23 protein-coding genes, 4 tRNA genes and 2 pseudogenes are annotated in these 22,714 nt (G+C 56.4%); 15 read left to right on the forward strand and 14 right to left on the reverse strand.

Features of this window, described 5'->3' with window-relative positions; all coding sequences use genetic code 11:
* Positions 1-52 precede the first annotated feature (52 nt).
* The 6 genes from kdpA to JQN68_RS05020 form a co-directional block, all read right to left on the reverse strand.
* Positions 53-1,777, reverse strand: coding sequence for a potassium-transporting ATPase subunit KdpA (kdpA, locus tag JQN68_RS05000; protein WP_225073606.1), 1,725 nt, complete (start codon positions 1,775-1,777; stop codon positions 53-55).
* On the reverse strand, positions 1,774-1,866 hold the full coding sequence (locus JQN68_RS05005; protein WP_225073605.1) for a potassium-transporting ATPase subunit F: 93 nt from the start codon (positions 1,864-1,866) through the stop codon (positions 1,774-1,776). The genes kdpA and JQN68_RS05005 overlap by 4 nt, the downstream gene beginning before the upstream one ends.
* A 351-nt stretch (positions 1,867-2,217) precedes the next feature.
* Positions 2,218-2,409 carry an ATP-binding protein gene (locus JQN68_RS14845; RefSeq protein ID WP_225073604.1) on the reverse strand — a complete coding sequence of 64 codons (192 nt, stop codon included), beginning with the start codon at positions 2,407-2,409 and terminating at the stop codon, positions 2,218-2,220.
* A 296-nt stretch (positions 2,410-2,705) separates the two neighbouring features.
* Positions 2,706-3,104 (reverse strand): PIN domain-containing protein, encoded by a 399-nt coding sequence (locus JQN68_RS05010; protein WP_225073603.1) that lies wholly within the window; start codon positions 3,102-3,104, stop codon positions 2,706-2,708.
* 65 nt (positions 3,105-3,169) lie between these two features.
* Positions 3,170-4,024, reverse strand: coding sequence for an alpha/beta hydrolase (locus JQN68_RS05015; RefSeq protein WP_225073602.1), 855 nt, complete (start codon positions 4,022-4,024; stop codon positions 3,170-3,172).
* A 235-nt stretch (positions 4,025-4,259) separates the two neighbouring features.
* On the reverse strand, positions 4,260-4,925 hold the full coding sequence (locus JQN68_RS05020) for an MltA domain-containing protein (protein WP_349632300.1): 666 nt from the start codon (positions 4,923-4,925) through the stop codon (positions 4,260-4,262).
* Between the two features lie 765 nt (positions 4,926-5,690).
* Between JQN68_RS05020 and JQN68_RS05025 the strand changes: the two genes are divergently transcribed.
* The 5 genes and pseudogenes from JQN68_RS05025 to JQN68_RS05045 all read left to right on the forward strand — a co-directional run bounded on the left by JQN68_RS05025 (position 5,691) and on the right by JQN68_RS05045 (position 9,757).
* Positions 5,691-6,119, forward strand: coding sequence for a hypothetical protein (locus tag JQN68_RS05025; protein ID WP_225073600.1), 429 nt, complete (start codon positions 5,691-5,693; stop codon positions 6,117-6,119).
* Between the two features lie 160 nt (positions 6,120-6,279).
* Entirely contained in the window at positions 6,280-6,498 is a 219-nt protein-coding gene (locus tag JQN68_RS05030) for a hypothetical protein (protein ID WP_225073599.1), read from the forward strand.
* Positions 6,495-7,625, forward strand: coding sequence for an ADP-ribosylglycohydrolase family protein (locus JQN68_RS05035; protein WP_225073598.1), 1,131 nt, complete (start codon positions 6,495-6,497; stop codon positions 7,623-7,625). The genes JQN68_RS05030 and JQN68_RS05035 overlap by 4 nt, the downstream gene beginning before the upstream one ends.
* Before the next feature lie 142 nt (positions 7,626-7,767).
* Positions 7,768-8,753 (forward strand): annotated as a pseudogene (locus JQN68_RS05040) (IS1595 family transposase).
* Positions 8,754-8,785: 32 nt separating this feature from the next.
* Positions 8,786-9,757: an alpha/beta fold hydrolase gene (locus tag JQN68_RS05045; protein ID WP_225073426.1), complete on the forward strand. Its 972-nt coding sequence runs from the start codon at positions 8,786-8,788 to the stop codon at positions 9,755-9,757.
* Here the strand turns inward: JQN68_RS05045 and JQN68_RS05050 are convergent.
* Entirely contained in the window at positions 9,754-9,999 is a 246-nt protein-coding gene (locus tag JQN68_RS05050; RefSeq protein WP_225073425.1) for a class I SAM-dependent methyltransferase, read from the reverse strand. The two genes, JQN68_RS05045 and JQN68_RS05050, sit on opposite strands and share 4 nt — an antisense overlap.
* A 76-nt stretch (positions 10,000-10,075) precedes the next feature.
* Here JQN68_RS05050 and JQN68_RS05055 point away from each other — a divergent pair, with 76 nt between their 5' ends.
* From JQN68_RS05055 to JQN68_RS05100, 10 genes and pseudogenes are all read left to right on the forward strand, one after another.
* Positions 10,076-10,396: a hypothetical protein gene (locus JQN68_RS05055; protein WP_225073424.1), complete on the forward strand. Its 321-nt coding sequence runs from the start codon at positions 10,076-10,078 to the stop codon at positions 10,394-10,396.
* A 54-nt stretch (positions 10,397-10,450) separates the two neighbouring features.
* Positions 10,451-11,212 (forward strand): methylglyoxal synthase, encoded by a 762-nt coding sequence (locus tag JQN68_RS14705; protein ID WP_249621042.1) that lies wholly within the window; start codon positions 10,451-10,453, stop codon positions 11,210-11,212.
* 52 nt (positions 11,213-11,264) lie between these two features.
* Positions 11,265-11,627 (forward strand): putative quinol monooxygenase, encoded by a 363-nt coding sequence (locus JQN68_RS05065; protein ID WP_249621043.1) that lies wholly within the window; start codon positions 11,265-11,267, stop codon positions 11,625-11,627.
* Between the two features lie 146 nt (positions 11,628-11,773).
* Entirely contained in the window at positions 11,774-13,141 is a 1,368-nt protein-coding gene (locus tag JQN68_RS05070) for a hypothetical protein (protein ID WP_225073421.1), read from the forward strand.
* Between the two features lie 335 nt (positions 13,142-13,476).
* Positions 13,477-13,956 carry a Fur family transcriptional regulator gene (locus JQN68_RS05075; protein ID WP_225073420.1) on the forward strand — a complete coding sequence of 160 codons (480 nt, stop codon included), beginning with the start codon at positions 13,477-13,479 and terminating at the stop codon, positions 13,954-13,956.
* Positions 13,957-14,119: 163 nt separating this feature from the next.
* Positions 14,120-14,608: a 6-carboxytetrahydropterin synthase gene (locus JQN68_RS05080; protein ID WP_225073419.1), complete on the forward strand. Its 489-nt coding sequence runs from the start codon at positions 14,120-14,122 to the stop codon at positions 14,606-14,608.
* Between the two features lie 361 nt (positions 14,609-14,969).
* A complete protein-coding gene (locus JQN68_RS05085) occupies positions 14,970-15,314 on the forward strand; it encodes a hypothetical protein (RefSeq protein WP_225073418.1) in 345 nt (114 codons plus the stop codon).
* An 86-nt stretch (positions 15,315-15,400) separates the two neighbouring features.
* Complete coding sequence (locus JQN68_RS05090; protein WP_249621044.1) at positions 15,401-16,183, forward strand: class I SAM-dependent methyltransferase; 783 nt, start codon at positions 15,401-15,403, stop codon at positions 16,181-16,183.
* A gap of 16 nt (positions 16,184-16,199) precedes the next feature.
* Positions 16,200-16,937 carry a class I SAM-dependent methyltransferase gene (locus JQN68_RS05095; RefSeq protein ID WP_225073416.1) on the forward strand — a complete coding sequence of 246 codons (738 nt, stop codon included), beginning with the start codon at positions 16,200-16,202 and terminating at the stop codon, positions 16,935-16,937.
* Positions 16,931-17,299: pseudogene (locus JQN68_RS05100) on the forward strand (transposase); the annotation flags it as partial. The gene JQN68_RS05095 and the pseudogene JQN68_RS05100, both read left to right, overlap by 7 nt.
* Before the next feature lie 327 nt (positions 17,300-17,626).
* Here JQN68_RS05100 and JQN68_RS05105 read toward each other — a convergent pair.
* From JQN68_RS05105 to serS, 7 genes are all read right to left on the reverse strand, one after another.
* Positions 17,627-17,714, reverse strand: a tRNA-Ser gene (locus JQN68_RS05105).
* Positions 17,715-17,754: 40 nt separating this feature from the next.
* Complete coding sequence (gene tadA, locus JQN68_RS05110; RefSeq protein ID WP_225073415.1) at positions 17,755-18,255, reverse strand: tRNA adenosine(34) deaminase TadA; 501 nt, start codon at positions 18,253-18,255, stop codon at positions 17,755-17,757.
* A gap of 133 nt (positions 18,256-18,388) precedes the next feature.
* Positions 18,389-20,848: a PocR ligand-binding domain-containing protein gene (locus JQN68_RS05115; protein ID WP_249621045.1), complete on the reverse strand. Its 2,460-nt coding sequence runs from the start codon at positions 20,846-20,848 to the stop codon at positions 18,389-18,391.
* Positions 20,849-21,009: 161 nt separating this feature from the next.
* Positions 21,010-21,086 (reverse strand) — tRNA-Arg (locus JQN68_RS05120).
* Positions 21,087-21,167: 81 nt separating this feature from the next.
* Positions 21,168-21,261: transfer RNA gene (locus tag JQN68_RS05125), tRNA-Ser, on the reverse strand.
* A 55-nt stretch (positions 21,262-21,316) separates the two neighbouring features.
* A tRNA-Ser gene (locus JQN68_RS05130) sits at positions 21,317-21,402 on the reverse strand.
* A 19-nt stretch (positions 21,403-21,421) separates the two neighbouring features.
* Complete coding sequence (serS, locus tag JQN68_RS05135) at positions 21,422-22,693, reverse strand: serine--tRNA ligase (protein ID WP_225073413.1); 1,272 nt, start codon at positions 22,691-22,693, stop codon at positions 21,422-21,424.
* Between the last annotated feature and the right edge of the window lie 21 nt (positions 22,694-22,714).

Genomic DNA, 22,714 nt, shown 5'->3' on the forward strand with positions numbered 1-22,714 from the left:
CGAAAAGGGGTCTTGCCTGGTTTCTTTTTCGCACGGTTCGATCCTCTGTCGGTTATCGTAACGCCAGCATCTGCTCGGCAATCGGACCCAACGCCAGAGCCGGAAGGAAGGTAAGCGCCCCAACCAGCACGATCACTCCGACCAGCAGCAGGACAAAGAGGGGGGTGTGAGTCGGCAAGGTGCCCGCCCCCTCCGGCACCTGCTTCTTGGCGGCGAGGGAGCCGGCTATAGCCAGCACCGGCACCATGACCCCAAAGCGGCCGAAGAGCATGACCAGGCCGAGAAGGGTGTTATAAAAAGGTGTGTTGACCGAAAGCCCGGCAAAGGCGCTGCCGTTGTTGTTGCCGGCCGAGGAGAAGGCATAGAGGATTTCGGAGAAACCGTGGGGACTGGGGTTGGCCACCCCCGCGACTCCCGCCTGAGACGTTACGGCAACGGCCGTACCGACCAGAACCAGTGCCGCGGGGATGAGAATGACGAGAGCGGCCATCTTCATCTCGAACGCCTCGATCTTCTTTCCCAGGTATTCAGGGGTTCGTCCCACCATCAACCCGGCGACGAAGACCGCGACTATGGCGAAGGTCAGCATCCCATAAAGCCCGGAGCCGACCCCTCCAAATACAATCTCCCCAAGCTGAATTAACCACATCGGGACCATACCCCCCAAGGGGGAAAAGGAGTCGTGCATGGAGTTCACCGAGCCGTTGGAGGCAGCCGTGGTGGCGGCGGCCCAAAGTGCGGAATTGGCGACGCCGAAACGCACCTCCTTGCCTTCCAGGTTGCCAAGGGTCTGCTCGATCCCGTATTGGGCAAGGTATGGATTCCCCCGAGACTCGCTTAAATAGCAGAAAAACAACAGGGGGAGGAAGACCAGCGTCATGACCGCCAGCAAGGCCAAGCCCTGGCGGACGTCGCCGATCATCCGGCCGAAGGTGTAGCAGAGAGCCGCCGGGATGAGAAGAATGGCCAGCATCTCCAGGAAATTGGAGAAGGGGGTGGGGTTTTCGAAGGGATGGGACGAGTTGGTGTTGAAAAAGCCGCCACCGTTGGTGCCGAGTTGCTTGATGGCAACCTGGGAGGCAGCGGGCCCCAAGGGGAGGATCTGTTCAACGACCGCATTACCCTCTGCGTCATACGTCGCCTGAAGCAGAGGTACCTTTTGGTAAGGGCTCAGGTTCTGCACCACCCCCTGGGAGACCAGGAGCAGGGCCAGCACAAAGGAAAGCGGCAGCAGGATGTAGAGCGTGGTGCGGGTCAAATCAACCCAGAAGTTGCCGATGGTCTGCGTCGTACGCCGCTTGAAACCCCGGATCAGGGCGACCAGCACCGCCATCCCCGTGGCGGCCGAAAGAAAGTTCTGCACCGCGAGGCCCGCCATCTGGGTCAGGTATCCCATGGTGGTTTCGCCCCCATACCCCTGCCAGTTGGTGTTTGAGCCGAAACTCACCGCCGTGTTGAAGGCCGAGTCGGGGGAGACGCCAGGGAAACCTTGCGGGTTCAGGGGAAGGAACCCCTGCAGACGCTGCAACAGATAGAGCAGAACGATGCCGGCAAGGCTGAAGAGGAGCAAGGCACCCGCATAAGCCTGCCAACTCATCTCCTCCTCTCGTCGGATGCCGCAGAGCCGGTAGAGCAATCCTTCGACTGGGACAAGGACTCGGTCCATTCCGCACGGCAGGCCCTCATACACCCGTGCCATATAAATGCCCAGCGGCTTGACCAGCAGGGCAAGAACGATTAGATAGAACCCGATTTGCTCCCATCCGTTCGCGGTCATGAAAAGATCTCCGGTTTCATCAGGGCTATCACCAGATAAACCAGGACGCCGGCAGCCACAATTCCGCCGATCCAGTACCAGGCGCTCATCCCATCCTCCCTAAATGCGTTCCAGAAGCTTTGCCAAAGCCCAAGCGAGCCAAAAAACCAGCGAGGACTTCGAGATAGAGCATCCAATGATGCACCACCTATTCGTCAACAAGAGGATAGCAATAAGAACTATAAAGGAAGTGTCAAAAATGGGAGTTTTGGCGTTAATATTTCATAAAGATCAGCCCACTTCCAAAACCAGGTATATATGCGACCCGGTCATTCCGGATGTGACTATTCAAAATCAGCCAGACGGGATGTCTAAGTAATTTCCTCGGGAGTGTTGATTTTTCCGCCTGTCCACCAACCCGGCCTTCCTGGCAAAACTGGCCGCCCCGATTGAAAGCAGCATTAAGCGGGCAACTGGCAAAGTAAAGGTAAAGGTGCATCCCTCTCCCGCCAAATTGTTCCAGCCCATATTTCCCCACCATAGGCCTCAACTAGAAGACGGGTAATATAAAGTCCGAGTCCTGTCCCCTCTTTAGTTCGACTTATCTGTGATCCATAATAGCGTTCAAAGATGTTGGGTGTCGACTGTGGCAATTCTTGGGCCCCAATCCATAACCGATATTTCCATCATCTCCCCTCGGAGGACTGAGCACACTTGTAGAGCGGCATTCTAGTTATCTGGAAGGCCCTGCTCCTGCAGGAGTTATTTTGTCCACCAAGCGACCACTGGGGGCAACAACACAGAGGGGGCCATCCTCCAAACTGACTGTCAATGTCTCACAAGTCATTCTGGTTTCCTGAAAGGTGCCCACTCGGTAAATTGATAACGGTTCCTATAATCCCTTCCTTGTGAGATTTCCGCTTGGCCTACCCTCTGCCGAGTTCCTAAATCAGTCGGCCAAAAACCTTTCAAGAAACGCTCTCGGCTTAAGAACCTCAATCCCCCGGTAGCCATCGACATCGAGAAGGTGTTTGTTGCCACTGACAATCAACTTGCTGCCGCTGAACAGGGCACAGGCAATAAACTTGTCATCGTCCGGATCGGCGCTGACGGGCTCCGGCAGTGGCTCTGGTTGACACATTTCTGCCTGGACGAGCAGCAGTTCCAGCAGTCTAATTAAATCCACTGGGGGGAATTTTTCATGCAAAGCCTCGGCAACTCGCCGGTACTCCTCTAAAATTTCCGGAGTAAGAACCAATTGAACCCGACCGTTTCTCCAGCCCTGGAGAATTCGGTGCGGTGATCCGGAAAAGAATATTCCTGAAATGAATGACTTGTGGGAACCCACCCAACCACCCCCAAAAAAGAAGCTGTGACCATATGAACATTGATGAGAGAAAACACCACAGAGGCTCAGGGAGTGGCTCTGGCGGTTGGCGCGGAATGCAAATCCTCAATGAATCTGCGCCAGGTCTGCCAGTATTCGGTTTGCCGGTGGGACAGGGTGTCGTTGTGACCGGCGCCATGGATCAGGTGCAGGGTTTTCGGCTCAATGGCACGGTCGAACAGTTGCTCCGACATGGCCGGGGGAACCAGAGTATCCTTTGACCCATGGAGGAGCAGCAAAGGGGCTTTGATCCGGTCGATCTTGGCCAGAGTGTCATAGTTGGAGTTCAGCAGCCAGCCCAGAAGGAAGAAGAGGATCGGATTGTGCCGGCGCCCCATTGCTGCAACCGAAGTAAAGGGGGACTCGAGGACCAGACCAGCCGGTGGTTCTTCTATGGCGAGCTGGGTTGCTACTGCCGCCCCGAGGGAGCGGCCGAAATAGATGATCTGGTCATTATCCCAGCTGTTTTTATGAAGCCAGGCCAGAGCACCCCGAGCATCGGCATAGGTTCCTTCTTCACTTGCCTTGCCGCTGCTGTGGCCATAGCCGCGGTAATCGATAATAAATACTGAAACTCCCAGATTCTGGTGGAACAGATACAGATTATCAACACGGTGGGAAATGTTGCCGGCATTCCCATGAAAAAACAGGACGACCGGAGCTTGCGGCTTGCCGGGGACAAACCAGCCGTGTATTTGGACGCCGTCGGATGCGGTAAAGAAAACATCTTCGTAGGTCAGGCCCGCTCCCTGAGGCGTCATGGCAATGTCACGAGTTGGAAAGAAAATAAAGGTGTGGTCCATTGTGCACCCACCAAAGAACAGCAGGAGTAATCCGGCCACCGAAATCGTGACCTTGCGGGCAAGGTCGGAGAAAGGCATCCAGGATTCCGCATTGAAGTAGAGCCGAATGGGACTGAATTGCTTGCCAAAAGTATAGTCAAAGAACGAAGGGTTTGTAAACGGGCCCCCTGATTTGTTGGATACTGGCTCCTATCTGAATATGGCCGGAATGGGGCCCACGCTCGGTGCCTGATAAGCTTTGGGGAAACCCTTGGCCAATTTTGAGGATTTTGACTTAGTCCGGCGCCCCCGATTCCTTTCAGCATACAAAAAATCAGTCCATCGACAGCGCTTCTTTGAGCAGCAACACCCACATCCAGCCGACTTGTCTCATGCGCCCAGCCAGAGCCCCGGCTTCATCGCCCATGCCCCAGAAGAAGTCGGCCCGTACCGCACCCTTGATGGCCCCACCCGTGGCCTGGGCGACCATCAGGCGCTGCAACGGTTCGGTACTGTTAGGCCAGGTGGTCGATAGGAATACCGGCGCGCCCAATGGTGTGGTGCGCGAATCCACCTCCAGGCTGTAGCCGGCCGTCCAGGGAATCCCCTGTGCCCCCGGCGGCTTGCGGCTGCCTACTTCCTGATGCCGGGTCATCTCGCCTCGCTCCAGCAGCAGGCCCTCGCCTCCCGGCAGGGTGACGCGGCCCGAGCCCTGAACATGAAGAAAAAACAACTCGACCGGATCTTCGACATAGCACAACACCCGGGCAGGCAAGTTTGCCATGCCGCTGTCGATCTCGTCCCGGGTCCAGTAGGGCACCAACCTCTTTCCTTCCACCCGCCCGCGCAGGTTATACTTGGAAAGATCCGGATAGATGGCGGCTAGATCGACCACCAGCAAATCGCTGGGACGCTCGAAAATGGGAAACCGATACCGTGGGGTCCTCTCCTTGGAACCTTTTAGGTCGGGCACGTAATAGCCAGTAACCAGTCCATGCACCCCACCGGTTTCCTGAGTAACCTGATGTGGCAAAAACGAGTGTTCAAAGAAGCGCCTTACCTCTTCAGGCCCCGCCCCTTCGTGTCGCTTTGCTTCGGCACAGACCCCCGCCCAAGCGGCCCATCTGGATAGGGATTGGCAGCTTTTCAAGAACGCCCCCAGCGCCGGCCGCGGGTCGTAGCGCTGCCAATTTTCCAAATCGGTCCATGGGACCGCCTGTAAAGCCGGACTTTTTTCCAAGACGGTCGAACCCCACGGTGCGAGAGCCTCCTCTACCATTGCAGACGCACTGTGGGCGCCTCGATCAGAAGGCCCGCCATGCCAAGCACGGCGGAGAGCCCGCCGGAAATCAACGCCCCGATCCGGCCATTGCGGATCGGGGACCAAAGGTGGCGGCATAAGGCCCCGTCCATACGAAAGTCTTTACGGGGCAACACACAACGGCGGAACAGGCCTTTTATCTTAAGGAAGTTTTATTGACGAGCCAAGCATTAAACTCTAACAATCTTTCATTGTGCAAAGAACCACCCTTCCGGATTAAAGCAGAGAAATCCGACTCTCGAGTCTAAGAGTGCGGCTCGTTCCTCCGCAAAAGTCATAGGACAGGAAGATCCTTTCAATTCCTGTTTTTCGATTAAGAGAATGGAATTTACGAGGAATCTTGATAAGATCTAAAGGCCGATTCAATGCAAGGCAATCAATTTTTTATAAATAATTTTTCAGTATTCTGCCTTCACGATGTACGGCGTCAAGAGAGGTCCTGCTATGAACACCGACAACCGGCATTTCTGGGCGGAAAGAATCGTCGTCAAACAGATCATCGCCTTCATGTCCATCATAATATTTATTCTACTCAATGAAGTTTATAGTTTCTACAACTTACTGATTGATGACCCTCTGGCATCGAATCTTATTACGAAACTGATTCTGGACGGTATGTTTGTCTTCTTGGTCGGTTTGTATATCGTGAATCATACCCAAAGGATGTTGCGTCGCATGAAAAGTCTGGAAGGGGTTTTGCCGGTTTGTTCGGCTTGCAAAAAAATCAGGGACGACGATAACCGCTGGCACGAATTTGAATCGTACATCAGTAACAAGTCCGAGGTGACATTCACCCATGGCATTTGCCCGGAATGTGTGCAGGAACTCTATCCGGAGTTCTCTGAAAAACTCCTTCGAATGGATGAAAATTAAAAGGCTTCATGTTTCACTTCCCTATTTGTCAAAATTCCGGCCGACCTGATTGGTTCGATTAACGGGTTAATTGGGGGGCACGAATCTCGATCCGTGACGTACATATCCATCGTCGTCGGAACGACAGCATCGAACAAATAAAGGTGCGACAGGAGGCAACGTGAAGGATACCGTCATTTTTCAGGGCGTAACCCAGTTCACGACGGAAGATGGAACCGCCGTCCGGGCCATCAACCAGGGCGGCGGGCAGTTTGAAATCCAGATCCGGCACGATGAGGTTTTTGTCCCTGCCGGCGTCGTCTGTCTGGTCGGCCAGGCAACCCCGGCCAAAATCTGGGCCGCCTACCGGGCTCTCTCCGCATTCGGAGCGGGAGGGTGACGCCCCTGGCCAGCGACCCCAATGGCGCCTTTCGCGTGCTGCAGAGGCAACGCGCCCGGGCGGCCCTCGCCTCTTTGTTTGTGGGGGACGCTCTGGCCATGCCGGTGCACTGGTACTACCATCCCGGCGATATTGAACGGGCCTTTGGCGGCGGCATCCGGAAACTGGAAGCCGCGCCCATCTTTCATCCCACCTCGATCATGTCCCTGCACTCCACCCGCCAAGGGGGTCGTTCAGGTCGGGGGGAGCAAGGAGGAGTCAAAAATCCGGAGATTGTCGGCGAGGTCATCCTCAAGGGCCGTCGACACTTGTGGGATCAGCCCAACCGGCACTACCATCACGGCATGCAGGCCGGTGACAACACTCTCAATGCCCACTGCGCCCGGGTGCTGATGCGCTCTCTCATCGCCCATGACGGTTGCTATGACCCGGACCATTTCCTGGCGGCCTACATCGAGTTCATGACCGCCGCTCCGCCCCGCCACAATGATACCTACGCCGAGTCCTGGCACCGCGGATTCTTCGCCAATCTGGTGGCAGGAAAACCGCCCCGCCAATGCGGCGCCGTCACTCACGACACCCCTTCCATGGGGGGACTGGTCCCTCTCGGCCCTTTGGCCATTCATCAATTTCTGCAGGAGCAGGATGGTCCCCAAGTCTGGGCGACCTGTCGCACCCATCTGTTTCTGACCCATCCGGACGAAACCCTGGCCCGGATTGCCGCGGGCTATGTGGCGCTGCTTGGCGACTTGCTGAATCGCCCACCGGATGAGGATCCCAAACCTTTGCTGCAGAGCGCCGCCCGCAAGACCCTGGATCTGGATCTGGAAAGCTTGGCGCGTCGCGCCCGTGTTGACTGCGATGTGGTCGGCGGACGGTATTCCACCGCCTGCTATATCACCGATTCCTGGCCGAGCGTGTTGTATCTCGCCTACAAGTACCTGGATGATCCCAAAACGGCCCTGCTGGCCAACACCAACCTGGGCGGCGATAACGTCCACCGCGGGGCAGTTCTGGGGGTCATTGTCAGCCTGGCGTGCGGAAAATCGGTGGAGGAGTGGTTTGAACAACTGTTGGAGTCTGAGGCCATCACAGCGGAGATTGCCGCGCTGCTGGCCGTTAGGTGAAGTGTTGCCCGCCCTCTAGATCTGCCGGCGAAACCGGCTTGTAACCTGCTTTGACCAGGACAGCGTCCAGCATCGGCCACAGATCAGAAAGGAACCGTACCGCACGGCAGGAATTCGGGGATTGCCGGCAATCATGGCAGATATGGGGTTCCCCGACCGAGCCGGGCTTTCTTTTGAATCCGTGATCTGGCCTGACGGACCTATTTGTCCCCATTGCCATGGGGATCAAGCCTGGAAGCTCCGCAGCCCCAAAACCCAGGCAGGTCTTTACGAATGTGCCGAATGCGGCAAGCAGTTTACGGTCACGACCAAGACGCCTTTCCACGGGACCAAGCTGAGCTTATGGCTGTGGTTGCAGGCGAGGTACTCGTTGATCTTCTCCAGCAAAGGGGCCTCATCGGTATTTATTGCCAAGTGGCTGGGGATATCCCAGAAATCCACCTGGAAGATGCTGCACGCGTTGCGCACGGTCATGGTTGTCCATCAAGCTGCTCTGCCTAAATTGCAGGGCATTGTCGAGTTGGATGAGAAATACTTGGGTGGCAAACCCCGTTATCGGTCAGGCGTCAAACATAAGCGCGGCCGTGGCACCCAAAAGGGCGGTATTGCCGTTGCCGTACAACGTCACGGGCCGGTGCGGGCCACACCTGTTGCCGGTGACAGTGTCTCTGTGCTGCAACCCCTTATCCAGAGAGTTGTCAGCGACCAGGCCCATCTTATGAGCGATGAACTCCATGCATATCGCATCATCGGACGGGATTTTGCTGCCATGATACCGTCAGCCATGGTCAGAAAGAATTTGCTCGTGGTCTCGTACATAACAACACCGCCGAGTCGTACAATGCTCTTTTGGAACGAGCCAAGCAGGGCGTTTACCACTGGATGAGCAACGGCCATCTGCCTCTTTACATCTCTGAGGCGGCTTGGCGCTGGAACCAACGCGTCCCGGTGACAAAAACCATTCAACGCGGGAAAAACCGGGGCCGTATTCAAGCGGTGACGAAGCCTTTGCCGCTACTTGAGCAGTTCAAGGCGCTGTTACGGTTTGCCCCAAGTTGCCAGATCCGCAGAAATAAAAATTCCGGTATTCGCCTTCTTCCAGGGGCCTTACCTTTGTTTGGGTTATAGTTCCATTAAAAAAACCAGGAAGGAGCCCTTCTATGCGTACCGATTTTCCCAAACCGTACTTTATCCGATCGAACGGCATTCGCTTGGCCGTGTATGAACAGGGCAGCGGGTTTCCGGTGATTTTCTGCCACGGATTTCCGGAACTGGCTTTTTCGTGGCGCTATCAGTTGCCGGCGCTGGCGGCCGCTGGATTTCGGGCCATTGCCCTCGACCAGCGCGGTTACGGAAGGTCCAGTAAGCCCGATTCGGTAGCGGAGTACGACATCCCGCACTTGGCGGCCGACTTGATTGCTGTGCTAGATGCTCTGGGTTTGGAAAAAGCGGTGTTTTGCGGCCATGATTGGGGCGGCCATCTGGTCTGGGAAATGCCGATACTACATCCTGAGCGGGTGGCCGGAGTCATCGGACTCAATACGCCGCATCGCTATTTTCGGCGCATGGGCGAAGACCCGGAGACCTGGGTGCGTAATCATTTCAGCGCCGGCAATTACCGGTTGGCCTTTTTGCAGGAGGGAATCGAGAATGAACTGCCGGCAGAGCTTTTGCCCCGATTTCTCGGGGGCTTGTTCAGAGTCCGTCCTCTGACCATGGCTGAATTTCGTGCCGCGCCCGCGGCGGTCCGCAATCTCGAGTGGGAATTCATTCTGGCCTCCGCCCTTGCCCCGGAACCGGCCGGCAATCCATTGATGTCGCCGGAAGATTTGCACGTCTATGTCGAGGCATTTTCCGGTGGGGGATTGACCGGCCCCATCAACTGGTACCGCAACCTGCACAGGAATAACCAGGTTCTTGCAGGCACCAGCGATAAAATAACGGTGCCGTGCCTCATGCTTTCCGCAGAAGACGACATCTTTTTACCGCCGGAATTGGCAGAGAACATGGAGGAATATGTTCCCGACCTGGAAAAAGGCCTGATCCGCGAATGCGGTCACTGGACCCAGCTCGAAAAGCCCGACGAGGTCAACCGTTTGCTCATCGATTGGCTGGGGAGAAGGTTCGCTTAAAATTTCACTGCCACCCGGAAGACCAACGAAGGGCTGATGCCATAGTGCACATCCATCTCGGTTTTACTGAAGCCTGGGGCGAGGATCCGTGCCACCTCCGCCATGCTCTCCGTCTGCCGGCCAAAATGATGCAAGGCATTGATGATCACGAATGCGGCATCCACAAAGGGCAGCCGCGCGACATCAGCCCGCACCATTTTGTGCTTACTGGCGGAAAATGTGTTCGCCTGCTTACACCACATACGCAACCTAAATACTTTCTAGTGGTGTAAGCATTCTTCCCTTTTTACACCACTAAGTTATATTATCTGCAGGAATATGGTGAAAAAAGACAAAGTGCTGTCCGGGATGCTCCAGGATGAAATGGAGCGTTGTGAGCGTTTGGCGAACTCCCTGAAGGAGGCTATTTCCGAGTTGCCAAAGGGGTCGCTGCACAAACGGCGAATGCGGTACAAGAAAAAGGAATTCGTCTATCATTATCTCAAGCTTCGAGACGGTTCTAAGAGTGTTTACAGGCATGTGCCGGAAGGTGAGGCGGAACAACTGGAAAAGCAGATAAACGAGCGCCGTAAAAAAGAAGGGAATTTGAAGGAAATCAAGAATCGAATCAAATATTTGAAAAAATTGCTAAGGTTGTAGGACGACGCCTGCGGAGTGACCCGGCTGCCGGGGGGCAACGAGGGAGGGGTGATCGTGCTCTCCAACTTTATCAGCAACCGGCAGTGCAGTATCGTCTGGCCTTTTTTTGATCCCTTCGATACTCACTGGCTGCGCCCGGACATTCTAGCCTTTCAGCGGTTGGCCGACCATTGTCACGCCAAGCGCCTGATGAACCGGGGCTCGGTCCTGACCTGGTTCGAACACGAGGCGGAGGCCGACGCGAGTCGCAACCTCCAGCCCTGTCCACCGACCCTGCGTCTGGGACTGGAGGAAGACGAGGAGGAAAGACCAGGCCTGCCCTTTACCTACCGCAAACCGCTCATCTGCCATGACGGCACACAACCCCGGATCGAATGGCAGGGGCGGCCTCTGGCGTTCGCGGACATGACCGTCGCTCTTATCGCCCATTACGAGATGAAGCCGCGCATGATCGATTTTGCCATCGACCACGAGCGGGAGTTGTATAAGTTCGGCCGCATCCTTGCCACCGGCACCACCGGCCACGAAGTGCTCGCCGCCACCGGCCGCAAAATGGAAAAGAAGATGGTCCGGTATCATTCGGGGCCCAAGGGCGGCGATATCGAAATCGCCACGGCGATTCTCTACGACCAGTGCCATGTGGTCATCTTTTTTGTCGACCCCCTCAACCCCCATCCCCACATCGAGGATGTGCGGGTGGTATTCCAGTCCTGCATGTTCAAGGACCAAGTGGTCATGATCACCAACGAAATGCACGCCCGAGAATTCATGTCCCGGGTGGTGCGAGGCAAGGAAGCCCTGACCCTCTATTCATAACCCGCGATGCTTCCTGTGTCACAGGCCAACGATCTACAGAAAGGAGTTCGAAATGTCCAAGCAGGATACCTGTTGTTCGATCGCGCCCTATTTTAAGGTGCCGGCGCAAAATCTGGTCCGATTCAAAGACCTCTGCGCCAGGTTCGTCGAAACGACGGCGCAGGAAGTCAAATGCCTCTACTACGGCTTCTCCTTCGACGGTAACCAAGTGCATTGCCGAGAAGGCTACGCGGATGCGGACGGCCTGCTCGCCCATCTGGACAACGTCGGCGCCCTGCTGCAGGAAGCCCTGCAACTGGCCGAAATCACCCGCCTGGAAATTCATGGCCCGGCCGACGAACTGGACAAACTGCGTGGCCCCCTGGCGGAGTTGAATCCGCAATTCTTTACCATTGAATGCGGCTTCCGAAAATAAACGACGGCCGCGAACCCGCGCCGCAGCCTGTAATCGGCACCCAACCTCGGCGAACCATTTACGGCGGCGTTGCTTCACCGCAGCCTTTGTTTGGTGGATAGCTCCGGAAAAGTTGGTAAGTGACCTTGGATCTGATGGAGGCGATCATGGGTCGACCTAGATCGGTTTTCGGGATTGCTGTTTTGGCGGTCATTCTTATCGCGGTCGGGCTGGTGATATTCAAGGGAAGGCCCTATCGTGACAAAAGCCATGAAGACGAAAATGCGGCGCAAGGTCGCTGGTCGGCAGCTTCCGACACGCCAAACCATGGGGCGGCAGGGGCTCTGACGCCGCCGCAAGGCTTCCGCCGAATGCGGCATGGGGCCGGCAGCGGTGAAGTGTGGGTATGGGATCAAGGCGGGAACAATTCTTCGCGGCGCGCTCTGCTTGAAACGGTAAGCCGCCTGAGTGATGTTTTTCAGGAACGGCCGGTTTTGCATGCCATCATCGGCGACGCCGGGGACCGGGAGACCCGGGCCCTGTTCAGCGCCCGTCATGGCGGCAGGGAAGTGCGGGGGCTGTTGGTTGCGGCCGGTAAGGAGCGCGGTTTCGTTTCGGTTTGCCTGTTCGATACTCCGGCGGATCTGCCGGCCTCCTTCCAACCCATGGTGCAGGCCGCAGCCGGACAGTTGCCTGCCATGACCATGCCGGAACCGCCACGGTCCCGGCCGATTGCCTGGCAGCGGGTCCCCCTGCCTGATGGCAGCGGCAGCATGCTGCTGCCATCGGATTGGAGCATCGTCGGGGCCAGCAAGGGTATGGTGGACGCCGTCGGGCCCGACGGCAGCATGGTGAGTCTGGGTATTCATGGTCCGGTATTGACACCGGAAATGGGCCAGGTCTACAGCCAGATGCCGGGTGCCACCGTACGTATGCCGGTTGCGCCTTACACCGATCCGGTCACCGCACTGCAAAACCTTTTTCCGCAATTCGGCTACCAGGCACCGCAACGGATCCTGCGCTTGATCGAGAGCGCCCCCACCCCCTGGCCCCACGGCGGGCAAGCGGCCTTTATCCATTTTGACTGGCAACAGGGGCAGGGCAATCAGGCCCGGAACCATACCAGCCTGGCCCTGTTTGGCGTCATGCCGGGCTATGGTCAATGGACGTTTTATCTGTCCATCGTCTCGGCGCCGAGCCAGTTGTTCTCTCAGAATTTGCCCATGCTGATGGAAATTTGGAAAAACTGGCAGGTCGCCGACCACGTTCACCAGGAACGTATGAACAAAGCGGCGGCCGATATGCGGGAGATCGGCAACATCATTCAGCAGACCCATGCCCAGCGGCAGCAATCCCAGGATCGGATGGCTGCCAATTGGACCGAGGTATTTCGTGATCAGACCTTCCTCGGTGATACGCAGTTGGGAGAACGCTACAGCGTGCCATTGACCCAGGTCAATGACTGGACTCGCGAACTCAACCGGGCGGCGGGGTATGAGCGGTTTCGCCATATCCCGCTACGTGATATGCAATAGCCCGGCGCATAGTATGCGCATTCTAGCCGCCTCGGTGGCGCCGACTTTTAAGACATGAAAAAAGGGCCTATTTCATCCGTCAGGTGAAGTGGCCCTTTTTTCGCATTGAAGGGAATATGGGAAAAGATAAAATTTTTAAAATTTTCCATGAAAATCTCTAAGAAAAGCAATTAGTACCAGAAAGACGCCCCAACCCAGTGCGTCTTTTTTTTGTTCAGGTGGGAATTAAATTTCAGGGTTAATCAGAAAAGAATTTGCAGAAACAGTGCTTGCATGCCAGGCCTGAACGAGGTATGATTCCTAAATAGTAATTATTACGAATGGAGTTTCCTCTGGTGATACCAAAACAACAGGTAGAGAAACGCGTTGCGGATTCTCTTGAGATCTGCCGTCGGCAGGGCGTCAAGGCAACTCATCAACGAACCGAGATTCTTCGGGAGTTGGCCGGTAGCGAGGAACACCCCGATGCCGAGACGATCCTCACCCGTGTGCGACAGAGGGTCCCTACCATCTCGGTCGACACTATTTATCGAACATTGAGACTGCTCGAAGATAGCGGCGTCATAGCCCGCGTGGGCTCCATGCGAGACAGAGCTCGTTTTGATGCCAACACGGATCGGCACCACCACTTCGTCTGCACGGAGTGCGAGATGATTGGCGACTTTTACAGCGACGCAATGGATCAGTTTCCGGTGCCTCAGGAGGTGTCCGAGATGGGCAGCGTCGAAGGGGTTTATGTCGAGTTGCGAGGGATCTGTCGGAAGTGCAAACAGAAAGCGATGAAGACTGAAGGTCGAACAGGAGAGAAACCATGAGCAGCGAAATGAAGTGTCCGGCGACAGGAAAGTACCACGCGCAGCCGGTCGGAAAGTCCGCAATACGAAAGGAGGTTTGAATGGGATAAAGTGTGTCTAAGTGTGTTGGGTTTGTCCATTGGAAAGTTTATCAGTCGGTAAAACCAATCTATGAGGAGATCACATGGAAAAGTACACATCAATTGTAAACCTTGACTTCCAGTACGCCCATAGGTTTATGAAATGGCCGCGAGAAGCAAAGCACCTCCACGGGCACTCAGGTCTTTTAACGATTGAACTTGAAAACAGTGTCGACCCGGTAACCGGCTTTGCACACTCTTGTAAAGATGGATTCAAGAAGGCATGGGAGGTGTGCGATCATTTCCACCATGCCACATTATTTCAAGAAGGCGATCCGCTTCTTGACGCGGTTATTGCCGTATACAAAAAGGAAGGCATCAATAACGATCCAGAGCATTGTGTTCCTCTTAAAAAGATTGACCACGCACTTGCTTGGTCTTACCCGGAATACAGGATAGTTGTCACAAAGAAAGTTTCGACTTGTGAGAATCTTTGCGAGCTTTTTTACGAACTTCTTAAAGACAAGATGCCCATAAAAAAAATAACGTTCCGTTCATCTTCCATGAATGCAGCGTCGAAAGAGTTTAAGTAAGAGCACAAATATGAGCCAACAACAGCGACGGGTTACGATAGGTTCAAAGGGTCGTTAAGGAAAACCAACAACCCTGTCCGACAACCTACTGCTCCCTGAACAGTTTCCCCCATTTTCAATCTGCGGATATTTTAGACACGAAAAAGGGCCGTTTTCATCCTCTGGTGAAGCGGCCCTTTTTCGCAGGTCACGTTCTTAAGAACATCGAACGGCCCAACCTGTTTCCCATAGGTTGGGCCGTCTTATATTTTTTCCCAAAGTGGTTGTCAGATTATCCAAGACTTATCAGACAATAGGAGGGGAACCGAGAGGACTGGCTTCCAGCAATGACAGGTCAAAATGACAAGCATAGAATGGAAGGTTGAAGGCAAAGAAAGTGCCAGTTTCCTCTGGAGATATCTATCCGGAAACCAAATATTTTCTCGAGTTTCCTGCCGGCTCCTTGGCGGTAGGGGATGAGGCGCCGCAAAAAATTGTCGTCTTGGGTTTTGAGACAGGGGAATTGACGGCGTTATCGCCAACGGACTGCGTCAAGGATCGATTGGCCACCTATTTCCATTGGAATGATCGTCAGTGCCTGGAACAGACTCTCCTGGTTGCATGCGCCTCTGATATCGATTTTGTTGAAATCGAGCGGTGGTCTTTAAAGGAAGGCCACGAAAAAAAGTTACACCATTTCCGGGTTCTCCTGCAGGAGAGAGGGTAAAGTAAAGATGCTGCAGGGGAATTTCCAGCTTATTCCTATTTGGGAGGGCTTTGTGGTTGTCCAGCAAAGGGATAAAGGGAGCCCTCATGAATGAGTCCGACCCCCGTTTCTGGCAGATATTTTTTGAGGTTTTTGAGAGCTTGCCCAGGCAAGGGCCGGGTAATCGTGATTGCGACGCACGAGCTCTCCGTTTTTGCGAGGGACTTCCTTCTGCACCTGTGATCTTGGATTTGGGCTGCGGGGTCGGCGGTCAGACGATGCACCTCGCCGAGTTGACGACGGGCTCCATCGTGGCCATCGACAGCCATCCTCCCAGCATCGAGCGGCTGAAGACGACAATTGCTGTGCGAGGTCTTTCGCAACGAGTCCAGGCGCAGGTTGGCGATATGGCGCATCCCGGCCTGCCCCCGGAAAGCTTCGACCTGATCTGGTCAGAGGGCGCGCTCTACAATATCGGGCTTGGCAACGCCCTGGGTATCTGCCATGGATTGCTGCGCCCCGGCGGCTATCTTGCTTTCACCGACGCGGTCTGGCGCAAGGAAAACCCGCCATGCGAGGTCAAGGCAAGCTTCGCTCTGGATTACCCAACCATGGGCACGGCCACTGATGTGGTGGCGGCCATCCAGCACCGCGGCTTTGAGTTTATTGGCCGCTTCACCCTGCCGGATGATGCCTGGTGGGGCGACTTCTACTCGCCGATGGAACTGCGACTCAAGGAGTTACGCGGCAAGTATGACAACGATGCCGACGCGCTTGCCATACTCGACCAACTAGCGCTGGAGCCCGAAATGCACCGCAGATACTCAGATTACTACGGCTATGAATTCTTCGTCGCACGCCGCCCAGGCCCCGGAAGGTTAACAACATGAATCGTTCGTATTGGAAATGAAAGACACCTGTCACCTCTACACGGACCTGGCATGGCTGTGGCCCCTGTGGGGCGATGCCGCCACTGAATACGCGCACTATTGCCGGCACGTCACGGCTCTGATTCATCAGTACGCCAAGCGCCCGACAACCACCTTGCTGGACATCGGGTGCGGGGGCGGAAAGAACGTCCTGAACCTGAAGCGGCAGTTCGACGTTACGGGTGTCGATTTGAGTGCCGCCATGCTTGCCCAGGCGAAGGAACTGAATCCGGAGTGCGCCTTCGTCCAGGGCGATATGCGGACCTGCAGGCTCGGCAGGACTTTTGATGCCGTGCTGATGGACGATGCCATCTCATACATGAGTTGCCTGACGGACTTCGTGGCAGCATTCCGCACCGCCCATGCCCATCTGAACCCCGGCGGCGTTCTGGTCGCCACACCGGACGTGACCACCGAGACCTTCCAGCAGAACAGGACCAGCACCACCTCGGCCACACGGGACGGCTTGGACGTTGTCTTCGTCGAGAACGTCTATGACCCCGACCCCACGGATGAACAGTATGAAACGACGGTCCTCTACCTGATTCGCGATCACGGCCGCCTGCGAATTGAGACCGACCACTGGACCATGGGGATATTTCCCCTGGAAACTTGGAGACAGGTTCTGCGCGAAACGGGTTTCGAGGTGCATGAGGGAAGGTACTCTCCGGGAGAGGATGAGTACACGGTGTTCGCCTGCATTAAAGCAGGGTGAAAACAATTGTCGAGCGGCTATTGCCACAATTTGCCGAGGCCGGCCATTTGCTGATCGATGCCGGCCCGGAATTGCTGGCTTTTGCCGATTCCCCGCAGAAACACTGGTGGCAGATCTGGTCCAACAACCCGCAGGAGCGACTCAACCGGGAAATTCGCCGCCGCACCGATGTGGTGGGCATTTTCCCGAACCGCACGGCCAGCATTCGCTTGGTCGGTTCGGTCCTAGCCGAACAGAACGATGAATAGGCAGTCAGTCGCCGGTACATGAGCCTGGAATCCATCGCAGAAGCGATCCAGGGCCAGCAAATAACAAAAACCGAAGAGCCTGAAGACTCCCAAGCTCTTCCCTCAGCCGCATAAGTTAAACCGGAGCATGACCCCGGTGGCTTCTTACACCACTTGACAGGACGTGACCCGGCCCGCGCTCCTTGTATGCCGGCTCCGCAGCCGAACGCAGTATCGACAAGCCGCGCATCATCGGCCTTATGGGTCATGCAGACAAAGACATGATCAACCGCAGGTACGGGAAGTACGTCAATGGACTTGAAAAGGACCGGAAGGCGATCAAGGAGTTTTACGGTGAGGACTTCTGGGGAGAATGATAAGGGAACGGCCGCCCCGATTGCTCGGAGCGGCCGTTTTTCCAGGAAAGTTTCAGGAAAGTTTCCCCTAAGTGCTTGTTTTTACTGGCGGAGGGGGTGGGATTCGAACCCACGGTACCTTGCGGTACAACAGATTTCGAGTCTGTCACCTTCGACCTCTCGGACACCCCTCCGTGTAAGGCTGTTTATCCTAGCAAATTTCCGGCCCGTTGTTCAACTGCCAATATCGTTATTGCGGGCCATTTTTTTCTCCTGCCGCAACTGACGGAAAAATCCGCTCAAAAGTTCGGCGCATTCCTCGGCCAACACCCCTTCGGTGACCGCGACCCGGTGATTGAAACGATCGTCCCTGGACAAATCGTAGATGGAACCGACGGCACCAGCGCGGGGATCGCGCGGCCCGAACACCAGGCGCGGAATGCGGGCCAGGATGATGGCGCCCATGCACATGACGCAGGGCTCCAGGGTCACGTAGAGGGTGGTGTCGAGCAGCCGCCAGTGACCGATACGGGCTGCGGCCTCGCGAATGGCGATCATCTCGGCGTGGGTGGTGGGGTCGTTGCTGGTTTCGCGCAGGTTGTGGCCGCGGCCGATCACCTCGCCGTCTTTGACGACGACGGCGCCGATGGGCACCTCTCCCCGACGGGCGGCAGCGCGCGCCTCTTCCAGGGCCGCTGCCATGAAAACTTGGTCCTGCCCTTGCTCAGCGTTCACGGCTTCCGCATCCGATTTGCCCGAGTGCAATCACGATTGGCACAGCCATTCTGCTCGGCCGGCCCGGAGGGCGTTGATAACATGAAAGGGATTGCCGCTACAAGGAATTTCAGCTTGTGCGGTGACCATCCTATCATGCCGGCTCCGAAGTTTCGGCCAAAACTTCGCTGACCGCCCGGCCCAATTCCGGCAGGCTGAAGGGCTTGGAAATGGCGTTTCGGAATCCGAAATCCCGATAGTGGGCCAGCACCGGATCATCGGAATAGCCGCTGGAGACGATCACCTTCGCGGAAGGATCGATGGCCAGGATCTCCTTGACGGCCTGCTGCCCTCCCATGCCGCCGGGGATGGTCAGATCCATGATGGTGACCACCACGGGCTGCCCCCGTTCACGCAGTTCACGGAACATCCGCACCGCCTCATGACCATCCGCGGCAAGCAGCACATCGTATCCCAGATGGGTCAGCAACAGCCTGGCCATGTCCCGAATCATCTTTTCATCGTCCATGACCAGCACCGTACCGCTGCCATGCCCGGGAACCGGCGCCGGGCCGTCCTGTAAAACGGCCGCAGTGCGATTGGCCGGCAGATAGATGTCAAAGATGGCGCCTGCACCAGGCTCGGAATTGACGCGGATATAGCCGTCGTGCTTGCGGACGATGGAATGCACGATGGCCAAACCGAGGCCGCTGCCGCCCTGGCGGGTGGAAAAGAAGGGATCGAAAATGTCGTCCAGATGTTCCCGGCCGATACCCGGACCGTTGTCCTGCACCACAATCTTGACGTAATCCCGGTTTGTCAGATGCGGACATCCCTCTGCCGAAATATCATCGATATTGGCACATTCAATATCGATACAGCCGCCTTCCGGCATGGCCTGGCGGGCATTGATGACCAGGTTCTGAATGACCTGGCCGATCTGACCGGCATCGACGTCCACCAGCCACAGGTTGTCGGGAAGGTGGAAATGACACGCCACGGTACTGCCATGAAGGGCAAAACCCGCGGCTTCCCGGATGATGCCGTCGATGGCGGTGGCCTTGCGCATCGGCTCTGCGCCCTTGGCAAAGGTCAGTAGTTGCTGCGTCAAATCGCGTGCCCGCCAGCAGGCCGTTTCCGCAGTTTCGAGCAGCGGCTCGGCGCGGTGGCCTGCGCCGACAAGCTGCATGGCAAGACTGACGTTGCCGACGATGGCGGTCAGTATATTGTTGAAATCGTGGGCGATGCCGCCGGCCAGGACCCCCAGGGATTCAAGTTTCTCGATGCGGCGCAGTTCCTGTTCCATGCGCAACTGGGCCGTAATATCGCGAAACACCAGGACGGTCCCGACAATATTACCCTGACGATCGCGCAGGGGAACCCCGCTATAGCTGAGGCTGCGCCGTCTCCCATCCCTGGCGACGAGCACCACATGTTTATCCTCGCCAAGGGACCGCCCCGCCGCCAACACCTGGAAAACGGGGTTGCCAAGCGGCTGCCCGGTTGAATCATCCAGCAACTGGAGCACCTGCTTCGCAGAGCAGCCCCTGGCCTCTTCTTGCCCCCAACCGGTCAGTTTTTCTCCGGTTTCATTGAGTAGAACGACTTTGCCGTCGTTGTCGGTGGTCATGACGCCTTCGCCGAGGCTGCGCAGGGTCACCAGCAGCCGCTCCCGCTCATCGGCCAATTCCTGCTCGATGACTTTCATGCGGGTAATATCACGGCTTATGCCCACCAGGCCCATAACCTCCCCGGTGGGACCGATCAGAGGCGTCTTCAGGGTGTCGAGCAGAACCCGGCGACCGTCCGCATAGGTGACCCATTCCTCATTGCGGCAAGGCTTGCCCTCAGCCAAAGCCGCCCGATCCCGGGCCCGAAACTGTCTGGCCGTTTCGTAGGGAAAAAAATCGAAGTCATTATGGCCCACGAGTTTTTCCCGGCTTTGGCCCGAGAATGCTTCAAAGGCAGCATTAGAACCCAGGTAAACGCTTTGGCAATCCTTGTAAAAAATCAGATCCGGGATGGAATTGATCAAACTGTCCAACAGCGCCTTCTGATCACCCAACTCCCGTTGCGCAACTCTGGCTTCCTGCCGCGCAAGGCCCGAGTTCGCCATCATGGCCGTAATCTGGGCGAGGAACCGCAGCATGCCGAGCAGCTGTTCTTCGCTGATGACCGGAACCTGGGCCAAGGCCTCGAGGTAGGCCGTTTCGTCGAATCCAAGCTGTCGGGCCTGGCGACGGAACCGGTCCACATCGGGAGGTTCCAGCAAGACCTGGCCGGCAAACAGGGTCGCCAGGTGGCAGCCCTGAATGATGACCGGGGTACAGCCATCGACCAGGCCGTTGCCGCAGTGCGCAAAACGAATCTGACCGGTTTCGTTGAGACACTTGGACAGTTCGAAATCACTGGCAATGCACAGCCACTCCGACTCCGGATTGATTCGATGAAACCCGGTACAGATTTCCCGCCATCCGCTGCGGACCAACATTTTTCCGCTTTTTTGATCGACCAGGCCGGTGGTAAACCCGGTCGCCTCGGAGAAATGCTCAAAGAGCTTTTGCAGTTCGGCAATGTCCACCAGATTCTGCAAGGACAGGTGTTCGTCGGTCATGAATGCTCCGGAAGAGGAAGATGCTTGGATTCGAATCGGCCGACTTGCGCACAACCTTGCGAGTTTAACACAAAACCCTTGAATCAAAAGCCAAGCACCATGATTGCACCCCAACGAAAAAAGCCTCAGCACCGTAAAGGTCTGAGGCTTTTCAATTTTACTGGCGCGCCGCGAGAGATTCGAACTCCCGGCCTTCTGATCCGTAGTCAGACGCTCTATCCAGCTGAGCTAGCGGCGCGTATCGGGAGGCTATTTATCGCCGATTCCAAAATTTTTGTCAACTATTTTTCCGTCTCCCCAAGGGGAGGCCTGGTTAAAATGGCGGAGAGGGAGGGATTCGAACCCTCGGTACGGGTTTACCCCGTACACTCGCTTAGCAGGCGAGCGCCTTCAGCCGACTCGGCCACCTCTCCGTGGTACATATTCAGTTGTAGCAGCTTGCTTCGCTTCGAATCCTTACAACGTTAATGGCGGAGGAGGTAGGATTCGAACCCACGGTGCTTTCGCACAACGGTTTTCAAGACCGCCGCCTTAAACCACTCGGCCACTCCTCCGTGGCTTGCCGTGACTATCCTATGCCGTGATGCGCTCCAGCCCGCCCATGTAGGGCCGTAAAGCCGCTGGAATCAGCACCGATCCATCCGCCTGCTGATAATTTTCCAGTACCGCCACCAGGGTCCGGCCGACAGCCAGACCGCTGCCGTTGAGGGTATGGACCAGTTCGGACTTGGCCCCTTCCTCGCGCCGGAAACGGATGCCCGCGCGACGCGCCTGGAAGTCCCGGAAGTTGGAGCAGGAAGAAATCTCCCGATAGGTCTCCTGCCCCGGCAGCCAGACCTCGATATCGAAGGTCCGCGCCGCGGAAAAACCGAGATCGGCGGTGCACAGATCGACTACCCGATAGGGCAATTCCAGGCGTCGCAGCACCTCTTCGGCATGACCGAGCAGGGCTTCAAGCTCCCGATCCGAGTCTTCCGGCCGGGTGAACTTGACCAGTTCGACCTTGTTGAACTGGTGTTGCCGGATCAACCCGCGGGTATCGCGACCGTGCGAGCCCGCTTCCTTGCGAAAACAGGGCGTATAGGCCACATAACTGACCGGCAGCAGATCCCCGGACAGTATCTCATCCCGATGGATATTGGTTACCGGCACTTCCGCCGTGGGGATCAGGAAGAAATCCGGATCGTCCAAGTGAAAAAGATCATTTTCGAACTTGGGGAGTTGTCCGGTCCCCGTCATGGCCTCCCTGTTTACCATAAAGGGCGGAAGAATTTCAACATAATTGTGCCCTTCGGTATGCAGGTCGAGCATGAAGTTGATCAAGGCCCGTTCCAACCGCGCGCCGGCGCCCCGGTAGAGGGCAAAGCGGGCACCGGTCAGCTTGCCGGCCCGCTCGAAATCCAGAATACCCAGGTTCTCACCCAAGTCCCAGTGGGCCAGGGGCGCAAAATCGAACTGGCGCGGTGTTCCCCAGCGGCGCACCTCGCGGTTGTCTTCTTCGGACGCGCCGCGGGGACAGTCTTCGTGGGGGATATTGGGCAGCACCATGATCAGGCCGCGCAAGTCCTCTTCCACCTGGCGGAGTTCCTCTTCCAGATCCTTGATGCGGGCCGAAACCTCTTTCATGCGGGCGATCTCGCCCTGCACCTGACTTTTATCGCGGGTCTTGCCGATGAGGGCGGAAACCCGGTTCTTCTCCGCCTTGAGGGACTCGGATTCGCCCAGCAATTCGCGCCGGCGAACATCCAGCTGCGTGAAAGGGGACAGATCGATGGCACCGCCTCGCGTAGCCAGACTTGCTTCCACTTTGGCAAAATTGTCGCGCAGATACTTGAGATCGAGCATGGACCCCCCTCTTACCACCAA

Origin of the sequence: Desulfuromonas sp. CSMB_57 (genome assembly GCF_020194955.2) — a bacterium.
Lineage (GTDB): Bacteria > Desulfobacterota > Desulfuromonadia > Desulfuromonadales > Syntrophotaleaceae > JAFCIY02.

Coding starts and splice junctions, on each gene's coding strand:
- kdpA (WP_225073606.1), bottom strand. CDS start 1,777: ATGACCGCGAACGGATGGGAGCAAATCGGGTTCTATCTAATCGTTCTT.
- JQN68_RS05005 (WP_225073605.1), bottom strand. CDS start 1,866: ATGAGCGCCTGGTACTGGATCGGCGGAATTGTGGCTGCCGGCGTCCTG.
- JQN68_RS05015 (WP_225073602.1), bottom strand. CDS start 4,024: ATGCCTTTCTCCGACCTTGCCCGCAAGGTCACGATTTCGGTGGCCGGA.
- JQN68_RS05025 (WP_225073600.1), top strand. CDS start 5,691: ATGAACACCGACAACCGGCATTTCTGGGCGGAAAGAATCGTCGTCAAA.
- JQN68_RS05045 (WP_225073426.1), top strand. CDS start 8,786: ATGCGTACCGATTTTCCCAAACCGTACTTTATCCGATCGAACGGCATT.
- JQN68_RS05050 (WP_225073425.1), bottom strand. CDS start 9,999: ATGTGGTGTAAGCAGGCGAACACATTTTCCGCCAGTAAGCACAAAATG.
- JQN68_RS05055 (WP_225073424.1), top strand. CDS start 10,076: ATGGTGAAAAAAGACAAAGTGCTGTCCGGGATGCTCCAGGATGAAATG.
- JQN68_RS05065 (WP_249621043.1), top strand. CDS start 11,265: ATGTCCAAGCAGGATACCTGTTGTTCGATCGCGCCCTATTTTAAGGTG.
- JQN68_RS05070 (WP_225073421.1), top strand. CDS start 11,774: ATGGGTCGACCTAGATCGGTTTTCGGGATTGCTGTTTTGGCGGTCATT.
- JQN68_RS05080 (WP_225073419.1), top strand. CDS start 14,120: ATGGAAAAGTACACATCAATTGTAAACCTTGACTTCCAGTACGCCCAT.
- JQN68_RS05090 (WP_249621044.1), top strand. CDS start 15,401: ATGAATGAGTCCGACCCCCGTTTCTGGCAGATATTTTTTGAGGTTTTT.
- JQN68_RS05095 (WP_225073416.1), top strand. CDS start 16,200: ATGAAAGACACCTGTCACCTCTACACGGACCTGGCATGGCTGTGGCCC.
- JQN68_RS05115 (WP_249621045.1), bottom strand. CDS start 20,848: ATGACCGACGAACACCTGTCCTTGCAGAATCTGGTGGACATTGCCGAA.
- serS (WP_225073413.1), bottom strand. CDS start 22,693: ATGCTCGATCTCAAGTATCTGCGCGACAATTTTGCCAAAGTGGAAGCA.